This window comes from Blautia sp. HCP28S3_G10, from assembly GCF_052065235.1.
Classification (GTDB): domain Bacteria; phylum Bacillota; class Clostridia; order Lachnospirales; family Lachnospiraceae; genus Blautia_A.
Map to the genome: position 1 here is coordinate 14,836 of NZ_JBQHUL010000021.1, position 24,059 is coordinate 38,894.

The following is a 24,059-nucleotide window of genomic DNA, read 5'->3' on the forward strand; positions in this document are numbered from 1 at the left end:
TGATGCTGGTGGAACAGGAAGAAAACATGCAGATAGAACTGCTGACACCTTTGACAGCAGAATTTATTCCGGATGAAAGTGTTTGGGACGATCTGGAGGAAGATGATGGCGTGTGGGATCAGGATTCTGGCAGAATGCCATTGGATGGAGGCGATCTTGTGCAGTACAAGTATGCCATTCAGAAAATGGTGGATAAAGAAAATACATTTGGCAGCGTGGATGGAAAACCCTGCAATCTGATGCAGTATTTTGACGGCAATCCAGCCATAAAAGAAAAGGTGGAAAGTGCTGTAGTGTCTGTAAAAGAAGTAGACCATGTTTTGTATGGTTGTACGACACTCCAGTTAAATGATTATCTGGAGTCCCATGAGCTGACGAAACTGTGTGAATACATTACCGGCCAGTACAGTGACGGGTGGGGAGAAGGATTTGAGCAGAGAGACATTCGTGTGGATGGCGGGAATATAAATGTTCATTTCTGGCAGTGCAACAAAAATTTCCGTTTCCGGCAGGCATCGGAGATGGAAATCCAAAAACAGGATGGCAAGGGGGAAAAAGCGGTGCGCCGGCCGAAAATGAAACTGCTTGGGCATGATGGCAATATTTTTTCCATTATGGGAGATGCAAGAAGGCTCCTTGTGAGAAACGGGCAGAGCAAAGAAGCAGATGAGATGTCTCAGAGAGTGCAGAATTGTGGCAACTATTATCAGGCTCTTGGGATTATCAGCGAATATGTGGAAACGGAATTGAGTGTGCCGAGACAGGAGAAGGAAAAGCCGCATAAAAAACTGGAGAAAGGAGGAACCAGCCGATGAGTCAGAAGAAATATGAAATTACAGAGGCTGCGCACCCGAAGTACCCATGGCTGCACCGTATCCGTGCTATACGCCAGGTAAATGAACAGGTCAGTCCTGGAATGCTTGGAGGATATGTTCAGACAGAAGATAATCTGTCCCAGGAGGGAACCTGCTGGATCTATGATCAGGCGGTCTGCTGTGAAGAAGCTGCGGTTGCAGATGACGGTCGGATGTTTGATAGCGCCGTGGCACGGGGGAGTGCATTGGTGGGCGGCGATGCCAGAATGTTTGAGCGGGCAATGGCAGAGGGGAACAGCAGCTTTTTCAGTGGCGAACTGAAGGAGGATGCAAGGCTCGCCGGAAATGCGGTAGTCCAGCAGTCAGACAATGGCCAGTCCCCGCTGATTGGGGGAAAGAGCAATGTTTACGGGACCGTCTGCGGCGGGTTTGTTGTCAATGACAATATCTTTGAGGGAGAACATTACGTAAACCGCACGGAAGATATGTTCATTCTGAAGGAGGGAAAACGGGAAGTGCTGGTAAAACAGCGGAAACTGGAGCCGCCAGAGGAATACCGGAAGGGAAAAAATAAAAGAGAAGATAGAGAACGATAAAGGAAAGGATGATGCCTATGGAGAATAACCTGCAACTTGATAACCTGATGAAAGAAGGGACATTCCCGGTGGAGTCTGTCGGCGGTGACAGGTGGCGTATCCTGCATGGAGATACGCTGCAGCTTGTACAGGCGTTCCGTCCGGGAATTTTTGATGCCCTGATCACAGATCCGCCGTATGCTTCCGGTGGTACGAAGCAGAATGAGCGCAACCGTACCACCAACCAGAAGTACAGCAGCATGCGGGCAGAAAATGCCCTGCCCGATTTTGACGGGGATAACAAAGACCAGCGTTCCTGGACCCATTGGATGGCAGAGTGGCTGTATGATGCGAGAAAAGCGTGTAAGAAAGGCGCGCCCATCTGCCTGTTTATTGACTGGAGGCAGTATCCGTCCATCACCGATGCCCTGCAGTGGGCAGGCTGGATCTGGAGAGGGACTGCTGTGTGGGATAAGGGGAATTCCCGTCCGCAAAAGGGCCGCTTTCGTCAGCAGGCTGAATATATCGTGTGGGGGAGCAATGGTCCGATGCCTGTGAACCGTCCGGTATCCTGCTTACCCGGCGTTTTCCGTTATGGGAATCCGCAGAACCGCATCCATGTGACGGAGAAGCCCTTGCAGCTGATGAAAGATGTTATCCAGATCTGTGAGCCGGGAGGCCGCATCCTGGATCCGTTTGCCGGGGCAGGAACAACGATCCTTGCTGCAGTGGAAGAAGGATATGAGGCAGTGGGCATTGAAGTGACAGACGCTTATTATAAGCTTGGCACTGACCGTGTGCAGTTTGCCTTAAATGCAGCCGCTGGAGAGAATGACGGACAAAATGCGTGAGAGTGAAATGAATCCATATTATCGGGAGCGAAAAAGGGAACTGAATCACCAACTCTATGAAAGGGTGCAATCAGAGCTGGCGGTTTTCTATAAAGAAATGCTCAGAAGAACACCAGAGGAAATTTATGAATCAGCCCATGAGATTGTCGCCAGGTATGAGATTGCTGCCGCTTTTTCCGGCACGGATTATTCTCCAGCGAGTGTGAGGGCTTTGTTAAAATCCCCGAACCTGCTGGATGATATATATAAAGAATGGCAGGAGCATGGGAGCCTGCCGCCAGGAGGCTTGAAAGAGCTGATTGAGGAATTTCGGAAATACATGGTAAAGACAGAGCAGATATTGTCAGGACAGGAGCGGTAGGCATCCACATGGATGTCCTTTCCTTCTGATAGAAAAAGATAGGCATCCATGTGGATGCCGGAAAGGAGGCGCACAATGGAACAGGCGTTGGCTTATGTGTGCTGCCCTGCGGATGAGGGCAGGGCGAAAGTACAGAAATACTGCCGGAAGATTTATGAACTGGGCTATGTCCCTATCTGTCCGCAGTATGCATTTGCACCATTTTTGGATGATGGCGTAGCAGAGGAACAGCAGGATAAAACCAAGATGTCCCACCTGATCTTAAAGAGGTGCCGGATGGTGGTGGTCTGCGGGAAAGAGGTGTCTGGCACCATGAACAGTGAGATCAGCATGGCAGACAGGCTCCATATCATCTGCACGACACTGGATGGGCTGATAAAGATCAAGGAGGCAGAATGAACCGGGCAGAGTTTTATCAGATGATAGGAACCGGGATACGGAGATACCTGCCAATGGGCTATCAGGAGTATCAGGTTCATATCAAAGAAGCAGAGATCAGCGGAGAGAAGAATGCCCTGCTGGTCATGGAAAAGGAAGGAATAAAAAATATGCCAGTCATGAGTCTGGAAACCTATCTGGACAGAGTGAAGGGCGGTGAGGATGAGAAAGCGGTGCTGATCGATATAGCGGTGGATTATGCCAGGATGGTATCGATACAGCGCCGGAGTCAGCACCGTCAGATGGCACGGTGAATTATTAACCGATACAGCAAATCAGAATCACTGACTCTGACTGAGTGACTGAATCAGGCGGTGCGACTGGTTTGGCAAGCATAGCGTTTGGATATCCAAACGCACTTTGGGGAGAACCCCAAACCCCCGTGAACGAAAGGAGAATAAAAAGATGGGAATGATTGGTGTATTTGTAGGTGCTATGGTCGGCGGTTGTTTTGGAGTTGTTGTCACCTGCCTTGCGGTTGCAGCCAAAAAGGCGGATGAGGAGGATGGCATTTATGAGCCAGAGGGCAGGCAGGTGTCGGATACTGCCCTGCCGAAAACAGGTGGCAGGACAATCCGCTTTACGGATCCGAAAGGTATCCTATTGTTTACCATTCCCGATGGGGACTGTGTAACTCTTATGTATGGTGACGGAGAAACCGTGGCAGGCGTGTGCCGCTATCTGGATCAGGACCATGCCGAGATCAATGGCGTGAAGTGGCAGATGGCAGAATTTGCCCTCCAGATGCAGATACGGGGGATCGTGGTTTCTCCGGCCATGACTAAATGAACAGAAAGAAGGTGTGCCATGAAGAAAAAGATAATCGCAGGAATGATCGTAACCGGCCTTGTGGCTGGTTTTATTTTTTGGAAAAAGGAGGCACATAATTGGCAGTAGGGCAGGAAAGAAATGTAATCTATTATCCAATCCGTGAAGATATGGCGCGCAGGGCGAAAGAGATGAATAGTTTTTCCGGCTATCATGAAGGAACTGCCACAGCAGAATACCAAAGATGCGTGGATCAGGCGGTGGAGATCGCAAACCGCCAGAAAGAAAAAGTAGATCCCATTTACCATGGGAAGATCGATGCACTGGTAGATACCTATGCCCGAAAGCTGGCAGACAACATGAACCAGAGATTTGAAATCGATGCCCGTGTGCCATCTGTTATGATTGCCGGGCCTGCGAATTTCCCAACGGGAAAAAAAGAAAAGCAGAATATCGCCAGGGGTAAAAATATGGAAGAATGGCGGCAGGTGCAGGGGCTTCTGGATAAGATCAAAGGTACGGGGATGGGAGGGATCAGTGCAGACCATCCCCATGCGGTCATGCAGCTGGAACAAAAGCTGAAGGGGCTGGAGCAATCCCAACAGACCATGAAAGAGGTAAATGCATATTACCGAAAGCATAAGACACTGGATGGATGTCCGGCACTTAGTGCGGTGGAGATAGAAAAACTCAAGGTATCCATGGCACAGCCCTGGCATTTGGAAGATAAGCCGTTTGCCTCTTATGCGCTGTCAAATAACAGTGCAGAGATTCGGCGCATCAGATCACGCATTGCAGAGCTGAAAGAATATGCGGAGGTAGGATTTCAGGGATGGGATTTTGCCGGAGGAAAGGCCGTGGCAAATCAGGAAATGAACCGTCTGCAGCTTTTCTTTGAAGAAAAACCGCCCGCCCAAGAACGGCAGATACTTCGCCAGAATGGATTTAAGTGGGCGCCGAGTGTCAGCGCATGGCAGAGACAGTTAAATCATCAGGCAATCTCAGCCGCTGGCAGGATCGATTTTATCAGGCCGCTCTCAGGAGAGCATCCCCGCGACCTGCAGCCGAAAGCCAAGCAGAGTCCGGGCAGAGACGAGACGGTGCGGTAATACAGCAGATAGAGAGAAGAATGGGGTGAAGATTATAAATGGGTTTAAATAAAAGACAGACCGGGCGGTTCATGGGAAACGAAGTTATTTTCATTCCGCCCGGAATTTAATTTGGAAAGAAGGTGTGCTATGAAAAAGAAAGTGATTGCAGGAACCATCGTTGTATCGCTGCTTGCTGCCCTCATAATTCTGAAGAAGAAAGGGGAAATGTAAGTGGAAGATGCAAAAAAGAATCACATTGCAGAATTTGTAAGGAAACCTATCAACATGGAGGATTTAAAAGAACACTACTATGGGAGTTCCCGTTACGGTTTTGAAGTGGAAAAAATCGCAGAGCTTTCCAGGGAGCAGTTCGAAAAATTTTCTGGTGAACTGTATGGGTATTATCGGTTTCTATATGACAACCGTGACGCCATGTATATGGCTCCGGGAGACAGGAGGATGCACTGCATCCTTGTAACAACCTCCGGGTACAGGGAAGGCATCCTGATAGAAGCGGAAGGATATGCATATCCGAGATATGCCGCATTTGTGCCGGACTGCCGGAGAATCGATCTTGAAGGAAAAGAGGTGCTGGCACAGGCAGACTTGTCCTAAAATCTGCCAATGGAGTATTGGCGGGAGGCCGAAGTGAAAAAGAAAAATGAAAGAACGGAAAGCAGGTGAAAGGATGAGAAAACGAAATCATGTGATACCCATCCGCCTCAATGCAAAGGAGCTGCGCCTGCTGGATGAGCAGGTAAAGCGGAGCGGGCTGTCCAGGGAAGAATTCCTCCGTTCACTGATCGTGGGGGCAGAGGTGCGGGCAAAACCCTGTGAGCATCATGCGGATCTGCTTCGGAAGGTGGCAGGGCTGTGCAACAATGCCAACCAGCTGGCCCATGTGGCAAATGCTACCGGCCGTGCGGAAACAGAGAGTGTCCGGGAAATGCTGCGGATTTCCAAAGAAGTATGGCAGATCGTGAAAGAGGAATGGTAATGTCTTATGGCATATACCAGCATCATACCTGTCCACCGTCTGGATAATTCTATCAACTATATCAAAGATAAGGAAAAGACCACAAAGCCTGCGGCCTCGGCCGGATCACTGGAGGAAGCCATCGATTATGCCCTGAACCGGGATAAGACAGAAACTATGGTATTTGAAGATGCCATCGGCTGTACTCGTGAGGATGCGTTTGCGGATATGTTTGCAACCAAGCGCAGGTTCCACAAAATGGATGGCGTCCAAGGATATCATCTGATACAGAGTTTTGCGGCCGGGGAGGTATCTCCGGAACTTGCACATCTGATCGGGATGGAACTGGCAGAGCAGCTTCTGAAAGGGAAGTATGAGGTCGTGGTTACCACGCATCTGAATACCAGCCATTACCATAACCATCTGGTGTTTAATTCTGTCAGCATGGAAGATGGCAGGAAATACCACAGCAACAGCCGGAGCTATTATGAGGATGTGCGGAGGATATCCGATGGATTGTGTAAAAAATACGGCCTGTCCATTATCCAGCCGGGAGGCGGAAAGGGGAAACCTTACGCCCAATGGCAGGCAGAGCAGGAAGGAAAGCCAACCTGGAGAACCGCCATCCGTATGGATATTAAAGAAACTGTGGCGGAGAGCTTCAGCTGGCGGCAGTTTATCAGCATGATGGAGAAGAAGGGATATTCCTTTAAATTGAACCGGAAATATATTGCCCTGTGCGCTCCGGGCATGGAGCGGTATGTGAGGCTGAAAAGCCTTGGAAAAAATTACACCGAGGAAGCCATTCGGGGATGGATCTTACAGCCCAAGCTTCCAAAAGGGCAACAGGCTGGAAAAGGGAATCCCGCAAAGCGGAAAAAACTTCATGGGCTGCAGGCTCTTTATTATTCTTATCTTTACCAGATGGGGGTTCTCAAGCGGAAACCAAAGCGTATCCCTTATGTGGTGCGGCAGGATATCCGGCGATTGGATGAACGGATCGCACAGATGGAATTTCTGCAGAAACATGGGATCACGACCAGGGAAGAATTAGAAAGTTACCGGAAACCGTTAGAACAGCAGGTGCTGGCCCTTACGAAAGAACGCCATCGTCTGTACCGGGCAGAGCCGGAGTCTGTGCGGATCCAGGAGATTACAGACACGCTGAAGCCATTGCGGAAAGATATCCGCATGTGTGTAAAGATCGAGCAGCACTCGCTGGAGATCGAGCAGAGGATGAGGGAACTGGAGCAGCAATTGGAACATGAAAAACAAGAATCCTGCGAACAGGCAGGAAAAGAACATCAGGAACAGAAAGAGGGGAGGTGAGAGCTATGAATTTGGGTGGAGATGCGGCAGACCAGGTCGTCCGTTATTCGTTGGAAGGGATTGATTATAGCCTGCGCTTATCCGGTACGCTTGCAAAAAATCTTGCTGTATTTTTTGCGGCGGTACTAAAGGACCAGAAGAAAACCTATGGCAAGACTCGCATGGTGCGGATGTTAAAGGAGAACCGCCCGCTGAAATTTTTTACGGTGCCGTCTGACCGTTTAAAAGAATTTGCCCGTGAGGGAAAGAAAAGAGGTTTGTTATATGTTGTCATCCGTGACAAAAAGAATCCGGATCAGTGCGAAATCATGGTATTTGCGGATGATGCCGCCAAAGTCAACCGAGTCATGGATAAGATGAATCTTGACTTCTTAAAATCTGAAAGCGGAGAAGCTGTTCAGGAAGTGGCAATGGAAGCAGAGCAGAATCAGGAAATGCCAGAGGCCCCGACTGAGACAGTGGAGATGCCGGAGGGCGAGATCCAGTTTGAACTTGGGGATATGGAGCAGGACTTTGGGTTTGAGGAACCAGTGCCGGAACCGGAAAATTTTATGCAGGCGCAGGAAGAAAGGAATCCGTCCGAACCTTCCTCGCGCAGCAAAGATATTTCTACCGGGCAGGAAAAGTCTGAACAGGATCTATTGAATGTGCCGGAAAAGACAGAGGGAAAGGAGAAACCGTCTGTCCGTGCAGAACTGGATCAGATCAAGCAGGAAAAACAGGAGTCTGCGAAAAAGAAAGAAAACAGCAAAAGCCGAAGCCAGAACCGCTCGGCTGGCAGGAAAAAGAGAAAAAAAGCAAAAACGAAGGGAAGGTGATATAAATGGATTTATCGAAATTTTTATCGGGAGGGGAGCAGCCTGTAGCAGAGGAACAGCCCCGTATGAGCAAAGAGGAATATGCTGCCTTAAAAAAGCAGGAGCGTGAAGAAGTATGGGCGGAGATTGATACCAAAGCCCAGGACGTGTTTAAGGATGGAGATTCCTTAAAAGGCTTCCTTGATTTTATGGCACAGTGCAAGCCGCAGAAAACGCCAAACCTGCTTCTGCTCTACAGTCAGAATCCGGAGATCCGGCAGGTCATGACATTTGAGAAAGTGAAAGAGGAAGGATATTCTCTGCGGGCAGGCGTGCATGGATACCGCTTTTTAATTACACAGGATTATGAAAAAGACGGGATCACTATGCAGGGGACGAATGTCGGAAAGGCGTATGACGTCAGCCAGATCCGCATGAAGCCGCCAGTCCCGCCGGAGCCAAAGGATATGGAAACCCTCATGGGAGCGCTTTTGACAAATCCGGATGTTCCGATCCGTATTGCGGATAATCTGCCGGAAGGGGTGCAGGCGCAGTATATCCCAAGACAGCGCACCATTTATGTGAGAAATGGCATGAGTGAAGTAACAACATTTCATGCCATCAACCGGGAACTGGCCTGCGCCGCCATGGATGCCCACGATGGCAGCTATGCCCGTCAGAAGGTATCGCCCAAAGCGTTCTGTACAGCTTATGTAGTTGCACAGAAATACGGCGTGGATACTTCCGGCTTCAATTTTAATAAGGTATGTGAGATGCAGGGCAACGGTGATAAGGATCCAAAGGAGCTTCGCGCCTTTATCGGGGATATCCGTAATGCCGCTTATGGCATCAGCAATCATTTGAACCGCAACCTTGGAGAGCAGGAACAGGAATTTGTTGCAGATGAGTTTGCTGTTTCTGATGGAAAAGTAAAATCCGGGAAGGAGAAAAAACAGCCGGAACGCTGATAAACAGGTACTTTGCGGATGGAAAAAGGGCATTCGGAAAAGTGTTTTTTTTCTGGAAAAGTAAGTAGCTTTCTGCTGATGGGTGTGGTATGTTGTGGTCAGGAAGAACAGAAAAAGGAGGCCGGAGGATGGAAAAGAGACGATGTGTAAAAACAGATGAGATTACCGTCAATATGCTGGTGCATGCACTGCGGGATGTGTTCCGGGAAGAAAAAGAAGCGGGCGCATCCACAAAAGAGACGGGGGATCTTATCCTGCGGCTGGCCGGCCACAAGGATAAGAAGCTCTATCTGACAGAAGGAGAACATAAAAAAGCGGTACAGGCTTTAAATGGGCTCAGAGATACTTATATTGAAAATGGAAGATATACCGATGGGATCGATACGGTTTTAATGCGTATCATGAACGCAAGGTACAGGACCTATCGGACACGGTAACAGACAGGCGGGATGCCTGTCTTTTTTGATCGGAAAGGAGGAATGCCATGAATGAATGGGAAAGACTGAGCAGGCAGGCGCAAGGCATTAAGCAGAGGTATCCCAAAGGGACAAAAGTCCGCCTGGGCTGCATGGATGGAGAAAAGGGAATGCCGTCCGGACTTTTAGGGACGGTATCTTTTGTGGATGACATCGGCCAGATCCATGTGAATTGGGAAAATGGGAGGTCACTGGCATTAAATACGGAAGTGGATAGTTTCCAGGTGGTAAGCCGGCCAAAGAAAGAGCGGGGTGAACCTTCCCGGTAAGTAAAAGCGGCAAGTCAGAGTGGATCATCTGGCTTGCCGCTTTGCCATTTGTGTGGTGGGCAGGGGCGCTTCTTGCAGATGCCATCTCACCAGGACAGAATCTGTTTGAAATTCTGGAGGCGCTTACGGAAAAGATGGAGCATCCGTTATCGCTTCATTATACAGAATATACTCTGAAGTCCATCCTGATCTGCACCCTGCTGTATGCCTTTGGCATTGGCATCTATTATGCGAACCGAAGGAACTACCGTAGGGGAGAGGAACATGGATCGGCAAAATGGGGAGACGCCGCACGGCTGTGTAAAAAGTACCAGGAGAAACCCTATTCCAACAATGTCCTGTTTACGCAGAACTTCCGCATGGGGCTTGACTGTTACCGTCACAAAAGGAACTTGAACGTCCTTGTCGTGGGCGGCAGCGGAGCGGGGAAATCGAGGACATACGCTTTGCCGAATATCCTCCAGGGAAACTGCTCCATGGTAATCACGGATCCTAAAGGGGAACTTCTTCGGAAAACGGGTGGATTTCTGGAAAAAGCCGGATATGAGGTGCGGGTATTTGACCTGATCAATCCGGATACCTCTTTCGGTTATAATCCGTTTGAATATGTGAAGGATGATAAGGATGTGCTGAAGCTCATCACAAACCTGATCCGGAACACGACGCCAAAGGGGGCGCAGTCCTCGGATCCATTTTGGGAGAAAAGTGAAACAGCGCTTCTACAGGCACTCATGCTGTACCTTCTGCATGAAGCACCGCCGGAGGAACAGAACTTTGCCATGATCATGGAGATGCTGGCGTCTGCCCAGGTGAAGGAAGATGACGAAGATTACGAGTCACCGCTGGATATCCTGTTTGAGCGGTTGGAGATGCGGGATCCGGAAAACATTGCCGTAAAGCAATATCATATTTACAAACAGGCTGCAGGAAAGACCGCAAAGTCTATCCTGATTTCCGTAGGTGTCCGGCTGGCAGCGTTCAACCTGCCTCAGATCGCAAATTTAACTTGCCATGATGAACTGGATCTTGCCAGCATGGGAGAAAAAAAGGTAGCACTTTTCTGCTGTATCCCGGATGCGGATACATCCCTTAATTATCTGGTGGGTATGATCTATACCCAACTTTTCCAAACACTTTATTATGTGGCCGACCGCAAATATGGGGGCAGGCTGCCAATCCCGGTAAACTGCATCATGGACGAATGGCCGAACGTAGCCCTGCCCGATGATTTCGAGAAAATTTTGAGTACCTGCCGGTCACGCTCGATTTTCTGCAGCATTATCGTGCAGAATATGAGCCAGATCAAAGCGCTTTTCAAAGACTCTTGGGAAAGTCTGGTGGGGAACTGCGATGAGCTGTTATACCTGGGCGGCAATGAAAAAGAAACGCATAAATACATCTCGGAGCTGCTTGGAAAAGAAACCATCGATACCAACACATATGGACAGACAAAGGGACGGTCTGGAAGTTATTCTACAAACTTCCAGCAAAGCGGAAGGGAGCTTCTCATGCCGGATGAAGTGCGTATGCTGGACAACCAGTATGCCCTTTTATTTGTCCGTGGGGAACGCGCCATGAAAGATAAAAAATATGATTTGATGAAACACCCGAATATCAGGCTGACAGAGGACGGAGGGGCAGAAGCGTACAATTATGCGAAAGCGCCGCTGGCCCATGACACCTTTGCGTTTGATGCGGGCAGATATGAAGATTATGAGCTGCTCTCTGATGAGGACATCATCGGAGGGCAGTTCCTTTTTTAAGAATGGAGGGATGCCGATGAAATGCAATTTATTGAACCAGATGAAACTGAAAAAGGGCTGCATGGAGGAAACTGGCAGACAGGAGGCCAAAAAAGAAACCTCATCCATGCCGATGAGCAGGGTGCAGAAGAAGCTGTTTGCTGTTTATTCTGTGCTGATGTTTATCGGAAATGTGTGTACGACTTACGCTTATGCGGCAGGGGATCCCCTGTCGGTTGTCAACAACCTGTCGACTTTCATTTTCTCCCTGATCCGGGCTATCGGCCTGATCCTGTTGGGCTTTGGTATCGTGCAGGTGGGCCTCAGCCTTAAGAGCCATGATCCGAGCCAGAGGGCAAACGGGTTTTTGACACTGGCAGGCGGTATCATCATTACCTTCGCAAAGGAAATCCTTGACCTGATTATGGCGTAAGGGATGCCAGCGGGCGGGCAGGAACACTGTCCGCCCTTTATCACACGAAGGAGGTGAGATAGGAAATGGAAAGCGATAACTGGATCGTGCAGAACCTGCAATCTGCATTAAATACATGGAATGACAAATTAAATGAAATCTGGACACTGCTGACACAGGATACACAGTCTTTTAAGGGCGGGGCAATCTGGAGCGTGATGACAAATATCAATGGTGCCTTAAAAGCCATAGCCCTGGGGCTTTTGGTTCTGTTTTTTGCTATGGGGATCATCAAGACCTGCGGCAGTTTTACGGAGATGAAAAAGCCGGAGCATGTGCTGAAAGCATTCATCCGTTTTGCGCTAGCACAGGGAGCCGTGGTATATGGCATGGACCTCATGAAAGCACTCTTTTCTATCATACAGGGCATTGTCACAACGATTTTAGCCAATGCGAGCATGTCCGGCGGGACAGTGTCCCAACTGCCAGCGGAGATCGTGGAAAAGGTGGAATCCGTAGGCATGCTGGATTCTATCCCGCTGTGGATCGTAACGCTGCTTGGCAGTCTGCTGATTACGGTATTGTCTTTTATTATGATCCTGACTGTTTATGGGCGGATGTTCAAGCTGTATATGTATACCGCCATTGCACCCATCCCCCTTTCAACTTTTGCAGGGGAGCCGTCCCAATCGGTAGGAAAGAATTTTATCCGTTCCTATGCGGGCGTGTGTCTGGAGGGTGCGATCATCGCACTGGCCTGCATCATTTTTTCAGTGTTCACATCCAGTATGCCGGCCGTGTCGGATACCAGCCTGTCGGCCGTGACGATTGTCTGGAATTATGTGGGAGAGCTGGTATTTAATTTGCTGATCCTTGTAGGAGCGGTCAAAGCATCTGACCGGATCGTTAAGGAGATCATGGGATTATAGGAGGATATAGAAATGGATGAAGTAAAAACATTGGGATTTGACTGGGAGTTCGGGCATGAGGAACTGGCGCTTGAAGTGGCGTCCTATGCAAACAACGGGTGCCTCTATATCGGGCTTTATAGCAAAACAGAAGAAGGATTCGAACAATTCGGGGATCTGACAGTGAACCTGCCTATGAGCAGCATGATCCCGCCCGAACCAAATGAGGCATACATCGACAATTTTTCAAGCAAAGAGAAGCTGAGATTTATTAAAGCGCATAAATTGGGTGACATCCTGCCGGAAGTAGGATTTTCCGGTTACTGTACCTATGCAAAGGTGGCGTTTGACATGGAGAGATTAAGAGACTTTGATCCGAAAGGCGTAGAGGAATATCTCCAGAGAAGAAAAGAGCAGGATGCCCCGGAGAAAGAAACGAAACCGAAGAAAAGAAAACATGAGCAGAAAGAAAGGTAGGGACAAATATGGAAGTGAAAATGAATAAGGAGATCCGGGACTATCAGGAATCCATGTTTTTTGGACTCAATTTCCGGCAGTGTGCGTTTTCTGTGCTGGCGATCCTTGCGGCGGTAGCCATTTATTTTGGGACGAAAGGGCGCCTGCCCGATGAGATCCAGGGATGGCTGTGCATGCTTGGGGCAGCCCCGTTTGCTGCCTGTGGATTTTTCAAATATCACGGAATGACAGCAGAACAGTTTCTATGGGCATTTATAAAATCTGAAATTCTGTACCCGAAAAAGCTGAGTTTCAAGCCGGAAAATCTCTACTATTCCTGCATGGAAGAAAGCATCCTTGCAGGGGAGCGTACCGGAGGTGACGGGACGGCTGTCACCCGGAAAAAGGAGAACGTGGAAAAAAAGAAAAGAGTGAAGAAGAAAAAAGGAAGGAGGGATGCCTTTGATTAAAACACTGAGCCAGGCATTAAAAATGGATAAGGAGCGGTTTCGGGTTCCAAAGTCTGTCCAGCAGGCGGTTCCGATCCGCAGGATCTGGCCGGACGGTATCTTCCAGGTGGGAAATAAATATTCAAAATCATTCCGGTTTACGGATATCAATTATGCGATCGCAAGCAAAGCGGATAAGACAGAGATGTTCCTTGATTATTCGGAACTTTTGAATGCACTGGATTCCGGTTCGTCCGCCAAGATCACGCTGAACAACCGCAGGATCAACAAAGAAGAATTTGAACATTCCCTGCTGATCCCGATGAAAGGGGACGGGCTGGACCATTACCGCCAGGAATATAACGACATGCTGCTGTCCAAAGTCAGCGGCACCAGCAACAGTATCTACCAGGAGCGGTATCTTACCATCAGCATCCATAAAAAGAACGTGGATGAAGCCCGGACATACTTTGCGCGTGTGGGAACGGACATCGTCACCCATTTGGCAAAGCTGTCCTCGGTAGCGGAAGAACTGGATGCGGGGGAGCGGCTCCAGCTGTTCCGTGATTTCTTTAAAACGGATGAGCCGTCTGCCATTCCTTTTGACTTAAAAGCCTTTGCAAAGAAGGGGCATAGTTTTAAGGACTGGATCTGCCCGGAGAGCATGGAGTTTCGCAGCGACCATTTCCGGATCAATGGAAGGTATGGGCGTGTGCTGTATATGCAGGATTACGCCAGCTATGTAAAAGATGACATGGTTTCAGAACTGTGTGATCTCAGCCGGGACCTGATGCTGTCTATTGATATTTTGCCAGTGCCGACCGATGAAGCGGTGCGTGAGATCCAGAACAAACTGCTTGGGGTGGAGACCAACGTGACAAACTGGCAGAGGCGGCAGAATGCGAACAATAACTTTTCTGCAGTGGTTCCTTACGATATGGAGCTTCAGAGAAAAGAGACAAAAGAAATGCTGGAGGATTTGACGACCAGGGACCAGCGCATGATGTTCGGGCTTCTGACAATGGTACACATGGCAGAAACCAAAGAACAGCTGGACTCGGATACGGAGACGCTTCTGTCTGTGGCAAGAAAGCATCTCTGCCAGCTCTCGACTTTGAAATGGCAGCAAGCAGACGGGCTGGATACGGTGCTTCCGTATGGGCTTAGAAAGATCAATGCACTGCGTACCCTGACGACAGAGTCCACAGCGGTTTTGATCCCATTCCATACACAGGAGATCATGCAGCCGGGTGGTATTTATTATGGGCAGAATGCGGTTAGTAAGAATATGCTGGTGGCAGACCGCAGAAGGCTGTTAAACGGCAACTCGTTCCGTTTGGGTGTCAGCGGATCAGGAAAGAGTTTTTCAGCAAAAGAGGAAATCGTGGATCTGGCATTATCCACAGAGGACGATATTTTGATCTTGGATCCGGAGTCGGAATTTGGTCCCCTTGTGGAAGCGTTAAATGGCGAGGTCATTAAGATCTCAGCCACATCGGATACGCACTTAAATGCCATGGACATGGATTCTGCCTACGGAAATGATAAGAATCCGCTGATCGAGAAATCGGAATTCATCCTGTCCTTATTTGAACAGCTGGTGGGCGCAGGTAACCTTTCAGCCAAGGAGAAATCCATCCTCGACCGCTGTACGGCAGATGTTTACCGGGATTATATCCGCAGCGGATACCAGATGCAGGTGCCGACATTAAAGGACCTTTACCGCCAGCTGATGCTCCAGCCGGAGGAAGAAGCCAGAGGGCTGGCATTGTCCTCGGAGTTATTCATCAACGGAAGTTTGAACACCTTTGCACAGCCGACCAATGTCAATACCAAGAGCAGGATCATTGCTTACGACATCCGGGAACTTGGAGAACAGCTGATGCCCCTTGGCATGCTGGTCACCCTGGACTCCATTTTTAACCGTGTGATCCAGAACTGGAAGATGGGAAAGACAACCTGGATCTTTGCGGATGAATTTTATCTGCTTTTCCGGTATGAGTACAGTGCCGACTTTTTCTATCGCCTGTATAAAAGGATCCGGAAGTATTCCGGCTTTGTGACGGGCCTGACGCAGAATGTGGAGGAACTCTTAAAATCGGATACCGCAAGGCTGATGTTGGCAAACAGTGAGTTTTTGATCCTCTTGAATCAGGCAACGACTGACAGGGATGAACTGGCGAACCTTCTGAATATTTCTGATAACCAGTTATCGTATATCACAAACGTGGGCGCCGGCCATGGCCTGATCCGCTGTTCCGGCAATATCGTGCCATTCGAGAACAGTTTCCCGAAAAATACAGCGCTATACCGTTTGATGACGACCAAACCGGGGGAGGCACAGGGCTTGAACTAGTTAAAAAACATAAGGCATTGATGCCGGGAAGGAGGAAGTATGGAGCAACAGGAAACAGCCAGCATCCGGTTTTATACAGCCGGATGTATGGAATTTGAAAACTATTCGGAGTGTTATGAGGATTTGACACTGGCACAGGCAGTGGATATATACAAAAAAATACGGAAACGGAATGCCTGCAACATCCCCGGTATCGGGTTTGAGCTGCAGGATCCTGCAATACCGGATTATTCCGGGATGCACTGGCCGCTTTTAGTAGCAGATCAGATTGATAAGGAATCCATTGAACTGATCCCTGCCTATGCGAACCATCCGCTGGTACAAAATGCGGTCAAGGAACTGGAAGGATATCTGCCGAAACTCCAGAAAGGGACAAAGCACAAAAACACTCCGGAACGGTGAGCGGTTCCAGGATATTCGGATGGGAGGTGAGATATGAAGGATATCAAAACAAGAGAGCATGACCGAAAACCGAAGATCATGGAAAAGGCTTCCCGTATGCCAAAAGAGCTGGCAAAGGAGGCAGGGCTTGCAGCAAAGGAAAAATCTCTCCAAGGATCCAGAGTATCCGATACGGTGGACCAGCCGGATTCTCCAGCCGGGTATGCTGGTGATAAAGTGGAAACTGTATTAAAAAGAGGCACCAGGGAAACCGGCTGGACAGCCGCAAAGGTTTCTTATACGGCCGGGAAACAGACTGCCAAAAAGACCTATCAAAATCTGCAAAAACGTGCTGGTGCAGAAAGAGACAGGAAAGAGCCTCATTCCGGGCAGCCGTCCGAGGGTGCTGTGGAAAAGGGGCGGGCACTCGCAAAAGAAAGAGCCGGGAAAGATGCGGCGAAGAAAAAAGCACAGAAACAGGCGTTGGAACAGCAGGCAGAGAAAACTGCAGCGGTACAGAACTCAGGCAGAACGGGCAGAGACCGGATGATCCGTACCAGGGAAAACGTCAGACGCACCGTGCGGGAGCAGGCATCCAGGCAGCCTCCCAAGGCAAAGTCAGCAGAAAGGCTATCAGTGAAAAAAGCACCCCGGATCATAAAGTCCCAAAAAGAACCAGGGAATACAGTGCAAAAGATATCATCTGCACAGAAAAAGGCTCAGGCGGCCAAGGCTGCAAAGCGGACTGCTATCCATAATATGCAGCAGAGTACAAGACGGGCAGAGCAGACAGCATCCGCAGTGGTACGGTTCAAACGCGCGGTGGAGGCTGCAGTCAAAGCCGTCCGAAATGGGCTTGTCGCATTGGCGGCCGGAGCCGGCTCCATGTTCATTGTTCTGATCTTGATTGTTGGTGTCATTGGCGGTGTCTTTGCCTACAGTTCCTCGCAGAACAGCAGTGCATCTTTAAGTGAGCAGGTGCTGGCTTACACAGCAACGATCCAGAAATATGCCAGCCAATATGGTATCCCTGAATATGTCCCCGTGATCCAGGCGATCATGATGCAGGAATCCGGAGGAAATGGAACGGATCCGATGCAGTCCAGCGAATGTCCTTATAATACACGCTACCCTAACAGTCCCGGAGCCATTACGGATCCGGAATATTCCATAGAGGTGGGCGTGCAGTATTATGCAGACTGCGTCCGGGAGGCCGGATGCACCAGCCCGCAGGATATGGACAAGCTGAAATTGTCGCTGCAGGGATATAACTATGGAAACGGGTACATATCGTGGGCTGTGAGCAATTATGGAAGATACAGTGAAGCCAATGCACTGCTGTTTTCCCAACAGCAGGCAGCTTCCCATGGATGGGCAAGGTACGGGGATCCGGAGTATGTCCCCCATGTGCTTCGCTATTATTCCGGGGGAAATCCGTTTGCAGCCCTGTTCGGAAATGAGCAGATCGTATCTGTGGCACTGACGCAGTTAGGGAATGTGGGCGGAGACAAGTTCTGGTCATGGTATGGATTTGACAGCCATGTCAGCTGGTGCGCCTGTTTCGTTTCATGGTGTGCGGACCAGAGCGGATTGATAGAGAGCGGAGCGGTGCCGAGATTTTCCCTTTGCACAGACGGTGTAGATTGGTTTCAGGGGAAAGGAAAATGGCAGGCCCGTGGAAGTACACCGACTGCCGGGATGATTATTTTCTTTGATTGGGATGGAGATGGAAAGTCCGACCATGTAGGTATCGTGGAAAAAAGCGAAGGCGGCAGAGTCTATACGGTGGAAGGGAATTCCGGAAATGCGGTAAAGCAGAACAACTATGATCTTAATTATTCCTGTATCATGGGGTATGGTGTGGTGTCATATTAAGTGGCAATATATAGGAAAGAAGTATAAACAAAGGGAGATGTGGCGTCCTGTGGCAATAGCAGGATGCCATGTTTCCGCAATTTGTTCTTGCTATTTATATAGTAAAAGAAACTCTAAAGCAGAAGATTAGTTCTTTTTTGGAGATATCCATTAATCAATCTGAATTTGCGGTTGCTGAAATCAAAACTACCTAATTGATACAATTTAATGAGCATGAACACTCAAAAATAATGTAATTTCAGGCTTTCGGTGAAATATGAACCACCGGAGCTATTTTTTTGCTTTGAACCGGGTGCAGGTGAACACGGGGGTGTGCAAATTATGCACACCCTTGCACACCCCTCAAAAGCAAAATTAAAAGATGCACACGGTGCAAATAGGGCTGTAATGTCCACACGATGACAGACTAACAAACTTATCAATTTAGACCAATAAAGTTATCTTCCATGACAACGAATAATAAGAAATCTATGGTAACATCCTACCCGTAGTGGTAAATTGTTCTACAGGAAAGGGTGCGAAACATGGAAAATGAAGTATACGAAAAAGACTATGGAGAGGAATTCCGGGAAAGGGCTGATAAGGCAGAAAGAAAGGATTTTTTGGACACATTGAAAGACATCGGATTCTTTCAGGCATACAAAGAAGAAATGGACAAAATCCCAAAGCGTGTGGTTCCAAAGGAGAAAGCAGATTATGAATATCTGCTTACCGAATGTGACGCCTATGTGAGACAGTTCGGAGGGAAAATCCGGGGCGAGGTGGATTATCAGAAATGGCAGGCTGCCATTGATCTATACCTGGAGCATTTTGAGTTCTGTGACCGGGAGGCACTGACGCTGCTAAAAGAGATTGCAGAGCGGGCGGAGAACGTGACGTTTTCGATGAAAGATGGGCTGCTTCGGATGTCGGTGTTCATTGGATATTTTGATGAGGTGTATTAAAGAGAAAGTGTATTAAAGAGAAATTATATTAGGGTGTGAAGGCATCTGTCGGCTGGACTGACGGATGCTTTTTTCTCACAGATATGGTATGCTGTTAGCAGTATATCAGCTTGGAGGTATGGAACTATGGGCGATCAGCAGAATACGTTGACGTATGAAATTATCAAAGCGGCTGTTGCCGGGGAAAGGTGGGCAACAGAACAGATTCTTAAGCATTATGATGATTATATGACGGAGCTTGCCACAGTGAAGGAGAAGCAACCGGATGGCAGCGTGAAGTGTTATGTGGATGAAGATTTGAAACAGGCAATAGCGTTGAATCTGCTGGAGGAGATACCGAACTTTCCTTTGGAGGAAGCGGAGAGGGTAGTGAAAGGAGATGTAGGATTGGAATAGGCTCTTAGTTGAGTAAGGCGGCGTATGTTGAAATAGTCCGTTCTTGTGACACGAAATCAAGTAGAAAAGATATGAAAATTTGAGTTTAAAATACAATATATAGTATTTTCAGGGAATATATATTTTAACAAAACTAAAGACAAAAAGCGCGGAAATTTAGGAAATCCGAAAGGATGAGGGGGTGCGAAAGCGGTCCATGCTCTATGCCAAGACAGCAGATTCGTTTGCTGGACAGCATTGATTTTCTAAAGCTTCCGGGCTATTTTTTTAAAGAATGAATGTATGTTTTATTGAAATTCGGAAAGCAGATATGTTTCTGGAGTGGGGATGGAGATATGAGAAAAAGTTGAATAATAGGGTTATGCGAAAATGTATCGAACAATTCGGCAAAAATAGGTCTGTTTTTCTGGAAGAAATGAAGAACGACTTTTATAAGGGATAGTGGGAATAAGAAAGGCTTTATTTTGACTTTTTGGAATAAGAAAGATGTTATATTATATACCTTTTCATAAATGCAAAAGTGTGCAAAAGGGGAATTTACCGATGGATATTCTTTGTGTAAAATAGGATTGAAAAATTTTTTTAAAAACTTAAATCCTTTTCGGGGGGTCAGTTGTATATAAAGTGTAAGACGTTTTACAGAGAGGCGGTGACATGACATCGAAGATTTTATTTTGATTAAAAAGATACAGGCGGGTGATACGGGAGCTTTTGATACATTAGTCCGTAAATATTACCGATCTATCTATCAGTTTTGTTATCGCCGCTTAAATGGAGATGCAGATACTGCAGCTGACATTACGCAGGATGTTTTTTTGAAATTGTTGGAGAATATCCAGGCGGTTCGTATGTTGGGAAAATTTCAAAATTATCTTCTTACGATTGCGGTTAACACCTGTAACAATTATTTCAAAAAAGAAAAACCCGCATGTGTAGATTTAGAAACTTTGGAAATGGTTGATGAGACAGATAGTTCTTTAGAAAAAGTAATACGGAAGGAAAGTCGAAATGCCGTTAGGAGAGCAGTCAATGAATTGCCGGATTATCAAAAAGAGGTCATTATATTGCGTTTTTATTATGACCTTAAAATAAAAGAGATTGCAGCTATTACAAATGCGAACGTTCCGACAGTTAAATCCCGGTTACAGCAAGGTCTGAAGAAGTTACAACGATATTTGGCTGATTTTAAAGGAGGCGATACTGTATGAGCAAAAAAATAGACGATTTGCAGCAATGGGTACAGGATTATGAAGTTCCAGAAGAACCTGAAAATAGAATGGAAAAGTTAATTTCTATGGGGAAAAGCTACATGGAAGGTCCGGAGTTTAATAAGAACTCTCTGCGAAATGTTTTCTTGAGCCAATTACAATATCTTCCGTTTTCTTTTTGGATTGTCCAGATAGGATTCCTTATGGCAGTGGTAGCAGCGGTTTGCTTATTAGGACATTTCAAGGTCCAGCTTTATTATCCGCTCACTGTTTTAGCAATTACAATTCCTTTTATTGTACTGTTAGGGGTGAAGCAGATTTCCAAAAGTAATACTTATGATATGTGGGAGATCGAACAGTCAAGCCGGTGTCAATTAGTAAAATTGGTGGCTTGCCGAATGATGATTGTTGGGTTGTTTGATTTGTTCTTCGTAACAGGTGTATTGGTTTTAATGAGTTATTATTATCAGAACCCCATCATCGGAATGATTTTGTACGGAATAGTTCCCCTTAATATATCCTGTGCCAGTTATCTGGTCACGATTACAAAAGGAGAAAAATCGGAAGAGTCCTATCACTTGATTGCTTGTATGGTATGTCTTATGATTGCTTTTTCATTTATTTTAAGACAGCAGGTTTTGTTTGAAACTTCAATGATATGGATGTGGGCTGTGTTTTATGTATCATCCATTATCTTTTTAGCAAAAGCAATTCAGAAATATTTGAAGTATGAAAAAATGATTGGAGAGTTGACATGGAACTTACAATAAAAGATCTCACAAAAGAATATGGAAGTAAAAAAGCTGTTTGCAATTTCAATGTTACACTAAATAATGGTGTATATGGCTTATTAGGAGCAAATGGAGCAGGAAAAACAACATTAATGCGTATGATATGCGATGTCCAGATAGAGACCAAAGGTGCCATTCTAATGAATGGGAAAAATATTCATGATTTGGGTGAACAGTACCGTAATGTTTTAGGATATTTGCCGCAGCACTTTGGATATTACCCTAATTTTACCGCATATAAATTTCTTATGTATATTGCGGCGGTCAAAGGCCTGCCGCATAAAAAGGCACATAATCGTACGTTGGAATTGTTAAAAGAAGTGGACCTGCTGGAACAGAAAGATGAAAAAATCAAGAATTTTTCCGGTGGAATGAAACAGCGATTAGGGATTGCACAGGCCCTTTTGAATAATCCTAAAATTTTGATCCTGGACGAGCCTACAGCGGGGCTTGATCCAAAAGAACGTGTACGATTTAGGAACCTAATTAGTGCATTAGCAGAAGATCGGATTGTGATTTTATCAACTCATATCGTATCGGATGTTGAATATATCGCGAAAGAAATCCTGATTATGAAAAAAGGGAAATTGGTTCATCAAGGACCACCGGAGGAAATACTGATGCCAATCGAAAACTATGTATGGGAGTGTGAAGTTTCACATAAGGAAGCAGGAAGATTGGAAATGGAATATATTACAGCAAATCTCAGGCATAGTAATGGTGCAGAGAGACTACGGATTATTTCAGAGAAAAAACCTTGCGAAAGTGCATGGAATGTAGAACCGACACTGGAAGATTTGTATTTGTATTATTTTGCGGAGGAATCAGAACATGAAGGATATGATAAAAGCAGAAAGAACTAAAATTATGTTAAGAAAACCGACAAAGATTTTGTTTATTGCCGGGGTTATTCTTACATTGGCCTACTTCTTCTTTTTACAGTTTAATTATGCTTCAGTATATTATGATTATGATACAGGTAAGATGAGCACAGTAAGCGGTTTTGCAGCTGTGGAACAGAGAAAAGAAATTGCTGGTCTTTTTGAAGGAGAATTGACACAAGATACTTTGGAGAGAATACAACAGAAACTGAATGAGGCTGAAAATGCCACAAAGGGCAGGGATGAAAATTCTGTATTTGCTGCCACACATGTTTATCGTGACCAGGCGGCTATTTTGGAATATGTAACGAATCCGGATGGAAGTTTGAAAGAACTTCAAGTTGCATATCCAAACAGTAAATCTGTTATTTTAGGCTATTGTGACGGATGGGATCTTATGCTGTCAGGAATGGGCGGAGTTTTAAGCCTACTCATGTGCCTGTTAGTAGTGATTGCTTTATCTCCGGTTTTTGCAGAAGAATATTCCAGCCATACAGATAGCGTGATTTGTGCAGCACGTTATGGGAAAACAAAGTTAGTAACTGCAAAAGTAATTGCCTCACTGGAAACAGTAGTCGGAATGTATATTGTTTATCTTTTCTTTTATGCTGTTCTTTATGGTGGATTTTATGGATTTGATGGGTGGAATGTGAGCATTCAGTCATCTTTGCATTACGCTTCATCGACCTATGCAATTACATTCTTACAGATGTTTTTAATTTCTGTAGCATTGAATATATTAGGGATTATGGCCTTGACAGTGATTACGTTATTCTTGTCTGCAAGGATGGGAAGCCCGGTTTCGGCATTGATCATTTCATGTATTGTATCTTTCCTGCCTGTACTGTTCGATTTTACAGATAGTATACCGATTTTGCAAAAAATGCAGGAGATTTGCCCGATTTTCATGCTTCATATCAATGGGGTATTTGCAGCAATGAAAACCTATGCGGGGATTATACAGCCGATTATTATGATTGTATTTAATTTAGGGATTGGTGTGGTGTTTTATGTATTAATAAAAAAGACATTTAAAAGACATCAAGTAATCGCATAATCATGCAAGGTAGGTGGTATTTATAGAAAGAATAATGGTAATGGCTTTTTTCTGATTCAAAGGAACATATTATGAATAAGGTCCTTGCAGTAGTAGATAATGAGCCGACAATGAAATATATTCAACAATGCTCAAACATTCCGGATATTTTAACTTTCTCTAATTTGGAAATTGATATTCGTGAGCAAACCGTTTATTACAACAACGCGCTTGTAGTTTTGACTCACCATGAATTCTTTACATTACTTTATTTAGCTCAGCATCCAAAATGGGCATTCTCGAAGGAACAAATTTATGAGGCAGTGTGGAAAGAGTCTGGTGATAAGTGTGGAGCAACAGTGACAATCGTGATAAGTCAGATCAGAAAAAAATTGGGCGGTGCGTATATACGGACTGTAATAGGTAGTGGATACAAGTTTGATGTATAAAAGAAGCAGCAGGGGAGGTTTTATTGTTGAGCCACCTCTGCTGCTTTTAGCACTTGGTTGA

Annotated in this window: 30 protein-coding genes; all 30 read left to right on the plus strand. The window is 46.5% G+C overall.

The window, feature by feature from the left end; genetic code table 11:
• Positions 1–2: 2 nt before the first annotated feature.
• The 30 genes from ACTNB8_RS09820 (at position 3) to ACTNB8_RS09965 (ending at position 23,998) form a co-directional block, all read left to right on the plus strand.
• Positions 3–815: a hypothetical protein gene (locus ACTNB8_RS09820; protein ID WP_195549150.1), complete on the plus strand. Its 813-nt coding sequence runs from the start codon at positions 3–5 to the stop codon at positions 813–815.
• On the plus strand, positions 812–1,411 hold the full coding sequence (locus ACTNB8_RS09825; RefSeq protein ID WP_195549149.1) for a hypothetical protein: 600 nt from the start codon (positions 812–814) through the stop codon (positions 1,409–1,411). The genes ACTNB8_RS09820 and ACTNB8_RS09825 overlap by 4 nt, the downstream gene beginning before the upstream one ends.
• Positions 1,412–1,428: 17 nt before the next feature.
• On the plus strand, positions 1,429–2,241 hold the full coding sequence (locus ACTNB8_RS09830; protein ID WP_243272195.1) for a DNA-methyltransferase: 813 nt from the start codon (positions 1,429–1,431) through the stop codon (positions 2,239–2,241).
• Complete coding sequence (locus tag ACTNB8_RS09835) at positions 2,234–2,602, plus strand: DUF3848 domain-containing protein (protein WP_195549148.1); 369 nt, start codon at positions 2,234–2,236, stop codon at positions 2,600–2,602. Before ACTNB8_RS09830 ends, ACTNB8_RS09835 begins: the two co-directional genes overlap by 8 nt.
• A gap of 75 nt (positions 2,603–2,677) precedes the next feature.
• Complete coding sequence (locus ACTNB8_RS09840; protein WP_117994217.1) at positions 2,678–3,001, plus strand: DUF7768 domain-containing protein; 324 nt, start codon at positions 2,678–2,680, stop codon at positions 2,999–3,001.
• Positions 2,998–3,294: a hypothetical protein gene (locus ACTNB8_RS09845; RefSeq protein WP_117994214.1), complete on the plus strand. Its 297-nt coding sequence runs from the start codon at positions 2,998–3,000 to the stop codon at positions 3,292–3,294. The genes ACTNB8_RS09840 and ACTNB8_RS09845 overlap by 4 nt, the downstream gene beginning before the upstream one ends.
• A gap of 151 nt (positions 3,295–3,445) precedes the next feature.
• A complete protein-coding gene (locus ACTNB8_RS09850; protein ID WP_441054252.1) occupies positions 3,446–3,829 on the plus strand; it encodes a DUF3789 domain-containing protein in 384 nt (127 codons plus the stop codon).
• 149 nt (positions 3,830–3,978) lie between these two features.
• Positions 3,979–4,917, plus strand: coding sequence for a hypothetical protein (locus ACTNB8_RS09855; protein ID WP_441054322.1), 939 nt, complete (start codon positions 3,979–3,981; stop codon positions 4,915–4,917).
• 213 nt (positions 4,918–5,130) lie between these two features.
• On the plus strand, positions 5,131–5,514 hold the full coding sequence (locus ACTNB8_RS09860; RefSeq protein WP_441054254.1) for a DUF6329 domain-containing protein: 384 nt from the start codon (positions 5,131–5,133) through the stop codon (positions 5,512–5,514).
• Positions 5,515–5,587: 73 nt separating this feature from the next.
• On the plus strand, positions 5,588–5,896 hold the full coding sequence (locus ACTNB8_RS09865; protein ID WP_412422080.1) for a plasmid mobilization protein: 309 nt from the start codon (positions 5,588–5,590) through the stop codon (positions 5,894–5,896).
• Between the two features lie 6 nt (positions 5,897–5,902).
• Positions 5,903–7,204, plus strand: a complete 1,302-nt coding sequence (locus ACTNB8_RS09870) for a relaxase/mobilization nuclease domain-containing protein (RefSeq protein WP_441054256.1) — start codon at positions 5,903–5,905, stop codon at positions 7,202–7,204.
• 5 nt (positions 7,205–7,209) lie between these two features.
• A complete protein-coding gene (locus ACTNB8_RS09875; RefSeq protein ID WP_412422083.1) occupies positions 7,210–8,022 on the plus strand; it encodes a PcfB family protein in 813 nt (270 codons plus the stop codon).
• Positions 8,023–8,027: 5 nt separating this feature from the next.
• On the plus strand, positions 8,028–8,969 hold the full coding sequence (locus tag ACTNB8_RS09880) for an ArdC-like ssDNA-binding domain-containing protein (RefSeq protein ID WP_412422085.1): 942 nt from the start codon (positions 8,028–8,030) through the stop codon (positions 8,967–8,969).
• Positions 8,970–9,097: 128 nt separating this feature from the next.
• The gene (locus tag ACTNB8_RS09885) at positions 9,098–9,406 is read left to right on the plus strand and encodes a hypothetical protein (RefSeq protein WP_027642811.1); all 309 of its coding nucleotides are present in this window, start codon (positions 9,098–9,100) and stop codon (positions 9,404–9,406) included.
• A 47-nt stretch (positions 9,407–9,453) separates the two neighbouring features.
• Entirely contained in the window at positions 9,454–9,714 is a 261-nt protein-coding gene (locus tag ACTNB8_RS09890; RefSeq protein WP_441054259.1) for a DUF4314 domain-containing protein, read from the plus strand.
• A gap of 26 nt (positions 9,715–9,740) precedes the next feature.
• Entirely contained in the window at positions 9,741–11,477 is a 1,737-nt protein-coding gene (locus ACTNB8_RS09895) for a VirD4-like conjugal transfer protein, CD1115 family (RefSeq protein WP_441054324.1), read from the plus strand.
• 16 nt (positions 11,478–11,493) lie between these two features.
• A complete protein-coding gene (locus ACTNB8_RS09900; RefSeq protein ID WP_022279583.1) occupies positions 11,494–11,889 on the plus strand; it encodes a hypothetical protein in 396 nt (131 codons plus the stop codon).
• A 65-nt stretch (positions 11,890–11,954) separates the two neighbouring features.
• A complete protein-coding gene (locus ACTNB8_RS09905) occupies positions 11,955–12,797 on the plus strand; it encodes a hypothetical protein (RefSeq protein ID WP_441054261.1) in 843 nt (280 codons plus the stop codon).
• A gap of 12 nt (positions 12,798–12,809) precedes the next feature.
• The gene (locus tag ACTNB8_RS09910) at positions 12,810–13,253 is read left to right on the plus strand and encodes a DUF4313 domain-containing protein (protein WP_441054263.1); all 444 of its coding nucleotides are present in this window, start codon (positions 12,810–12,812) and stop codon (positions 13,251–13,253) included.
• 8 nt (positions 13,254–13,261) lie between these two features.
• Positions 13,262–13,702 carry a PrgI family protein gene (locus tag ACTNB8_RS09915; RefSeq protein WP_441054265.1) on the plus strand — a complete coding sequence of 147 codons (441 nt, stop codon included), beginning with the start codon at positions 13,262–13,264 and terminating at the stop codon, positions 13,700–13,702.
• Entirely contained in the window at positions 13,695–16,037 is a 2,343-nt protein-coding gene (locus ACTNB8_RS09920) for a VirB4-like conjugal transfer ATPase, CD1110 family (RefSeq protein ID WP_441054267.1), read from the plus strand. The genes ACTNB8_RS09915 and ACTNB8_RS09920 overlap by 8 nt, the downstream gene beginning before the upstream one ends.
• A gap of 39 nt (positions 16,038–16,076) precedes the next feature.
• Positions 16,077–16,439 (plus strand): hypothetical protein, encoded by a 363-nt coding sequence (locus tag ACTNB8_RS09925; protein ID WP_441054269.1) that lies wholly within the window; start codon positions 16,077–16,079, stop codon positions 16,437–16,439.
• Positions 16,440–16,472: 33 nt separating this feature from the next.
• A complete protein-coding gene (locus tag ACTNB8_RS09930) occupies positions 16,473–18,293 on the plus strand; it encodes a lysozyme family protein (protein WP_441054271.1) in 1,821 nt (606 codons plus the stop codon).
• A gap of 524 nt (positions 18,294–18,817) precedes the next feature.
• The gene (locus ACTNB8_RS09935; protein ID WP_441054273.1) at positions 18,818–19,237 is read left to right on the plus strand and encodes a hypothetical protein; all 420 of its coding nucleotides are present in this window, start codon (positions 18,818–18,820) and stop codon (positions 19,235–19,237) included.
• Between the two features lie 126 nt (positions 19,238–19,363).
• Positions 19,364–19,633 (plus strand): helix-turn-helix domain-containing protein, encoded by a 270-nt coding sequence (locus tag ACTNB8_RS09940; RefSeq protein WP_441054274.1) that lies wholly within the window; start codon positions 19,364–19,366, stop codon positions 19,631–19,633.
• A gap of 674 nt (positions 19,634–20,307) precedes the next feature.
• Positions 20,308–20,841 (plus strand): RNA polymerase sigma factor, encoded by a 534-nt coding sequence (locus ACTNB8_RS09945; protein WP_441054276.1) that lies wholly within the window; start codon positions 20,308–20,310, stop codon positions 20,839–20,841.
• Positions 20,838–21,611 (plus strand): hypothetical protein, encoded by a 774-nt coding sequence (locus tag ACTNB8_RS09950; RefSeq protein ID WP_441054278.1) that lies wholly within the window; start codon positions 20,838–20,840, stop codon positions 21,609–21,611. The genes ACTNB8_RS09945 and ACTNB8_RS09950 overlap by 4 nt, the downstream gene beginning before the upstream one ends.
• Entirely contained in the window at positions 21,596–22,495 is a 900-nt protein-coding gene (locus ACTNB8_RS09955; RefSeq protein WP_441054280.1) for an ABC transporter ATP-binding protein, read from the plus strand. The genes ACTNB8_RS09950 and ACTNB8_RS09955 overlap by 16 nt, the downstream gene beginning before the upstream one ends.
• Positions 22,473–23,570: a hypothetical protein gene (locus ACTNB8_RS09960; RefSeq protein WP_441054282.1), complete on the plus strand. Its 1,098-nt coding sequence runs from the start codon at positions 22,473–22,475 to the stop codon at positions 23,568–23,570. The genes ACTNB8_RS09955 and ACTNB8_RS09960 overlap by 23 nt, the downstream gene beginning before the upstream one ends.
• Before the next feature lie 71 nt (positions 23,571–23,641).
• The gene (locus tag ACTNB8_RS09965; RefSeq protein ID WP_441054284.1) at positions 23,642–23,998 is read left to right on the plus strand and encodes a winged helix-turn-helix domain-containing protein; all 357 of its coding nucleotides are present in this window, start codon (positions 23,642–23,644) and stop codon (positions 23,996–23,998) included.
• Positions 23,999–24,059: the final 61 nt, after the last annotated feature.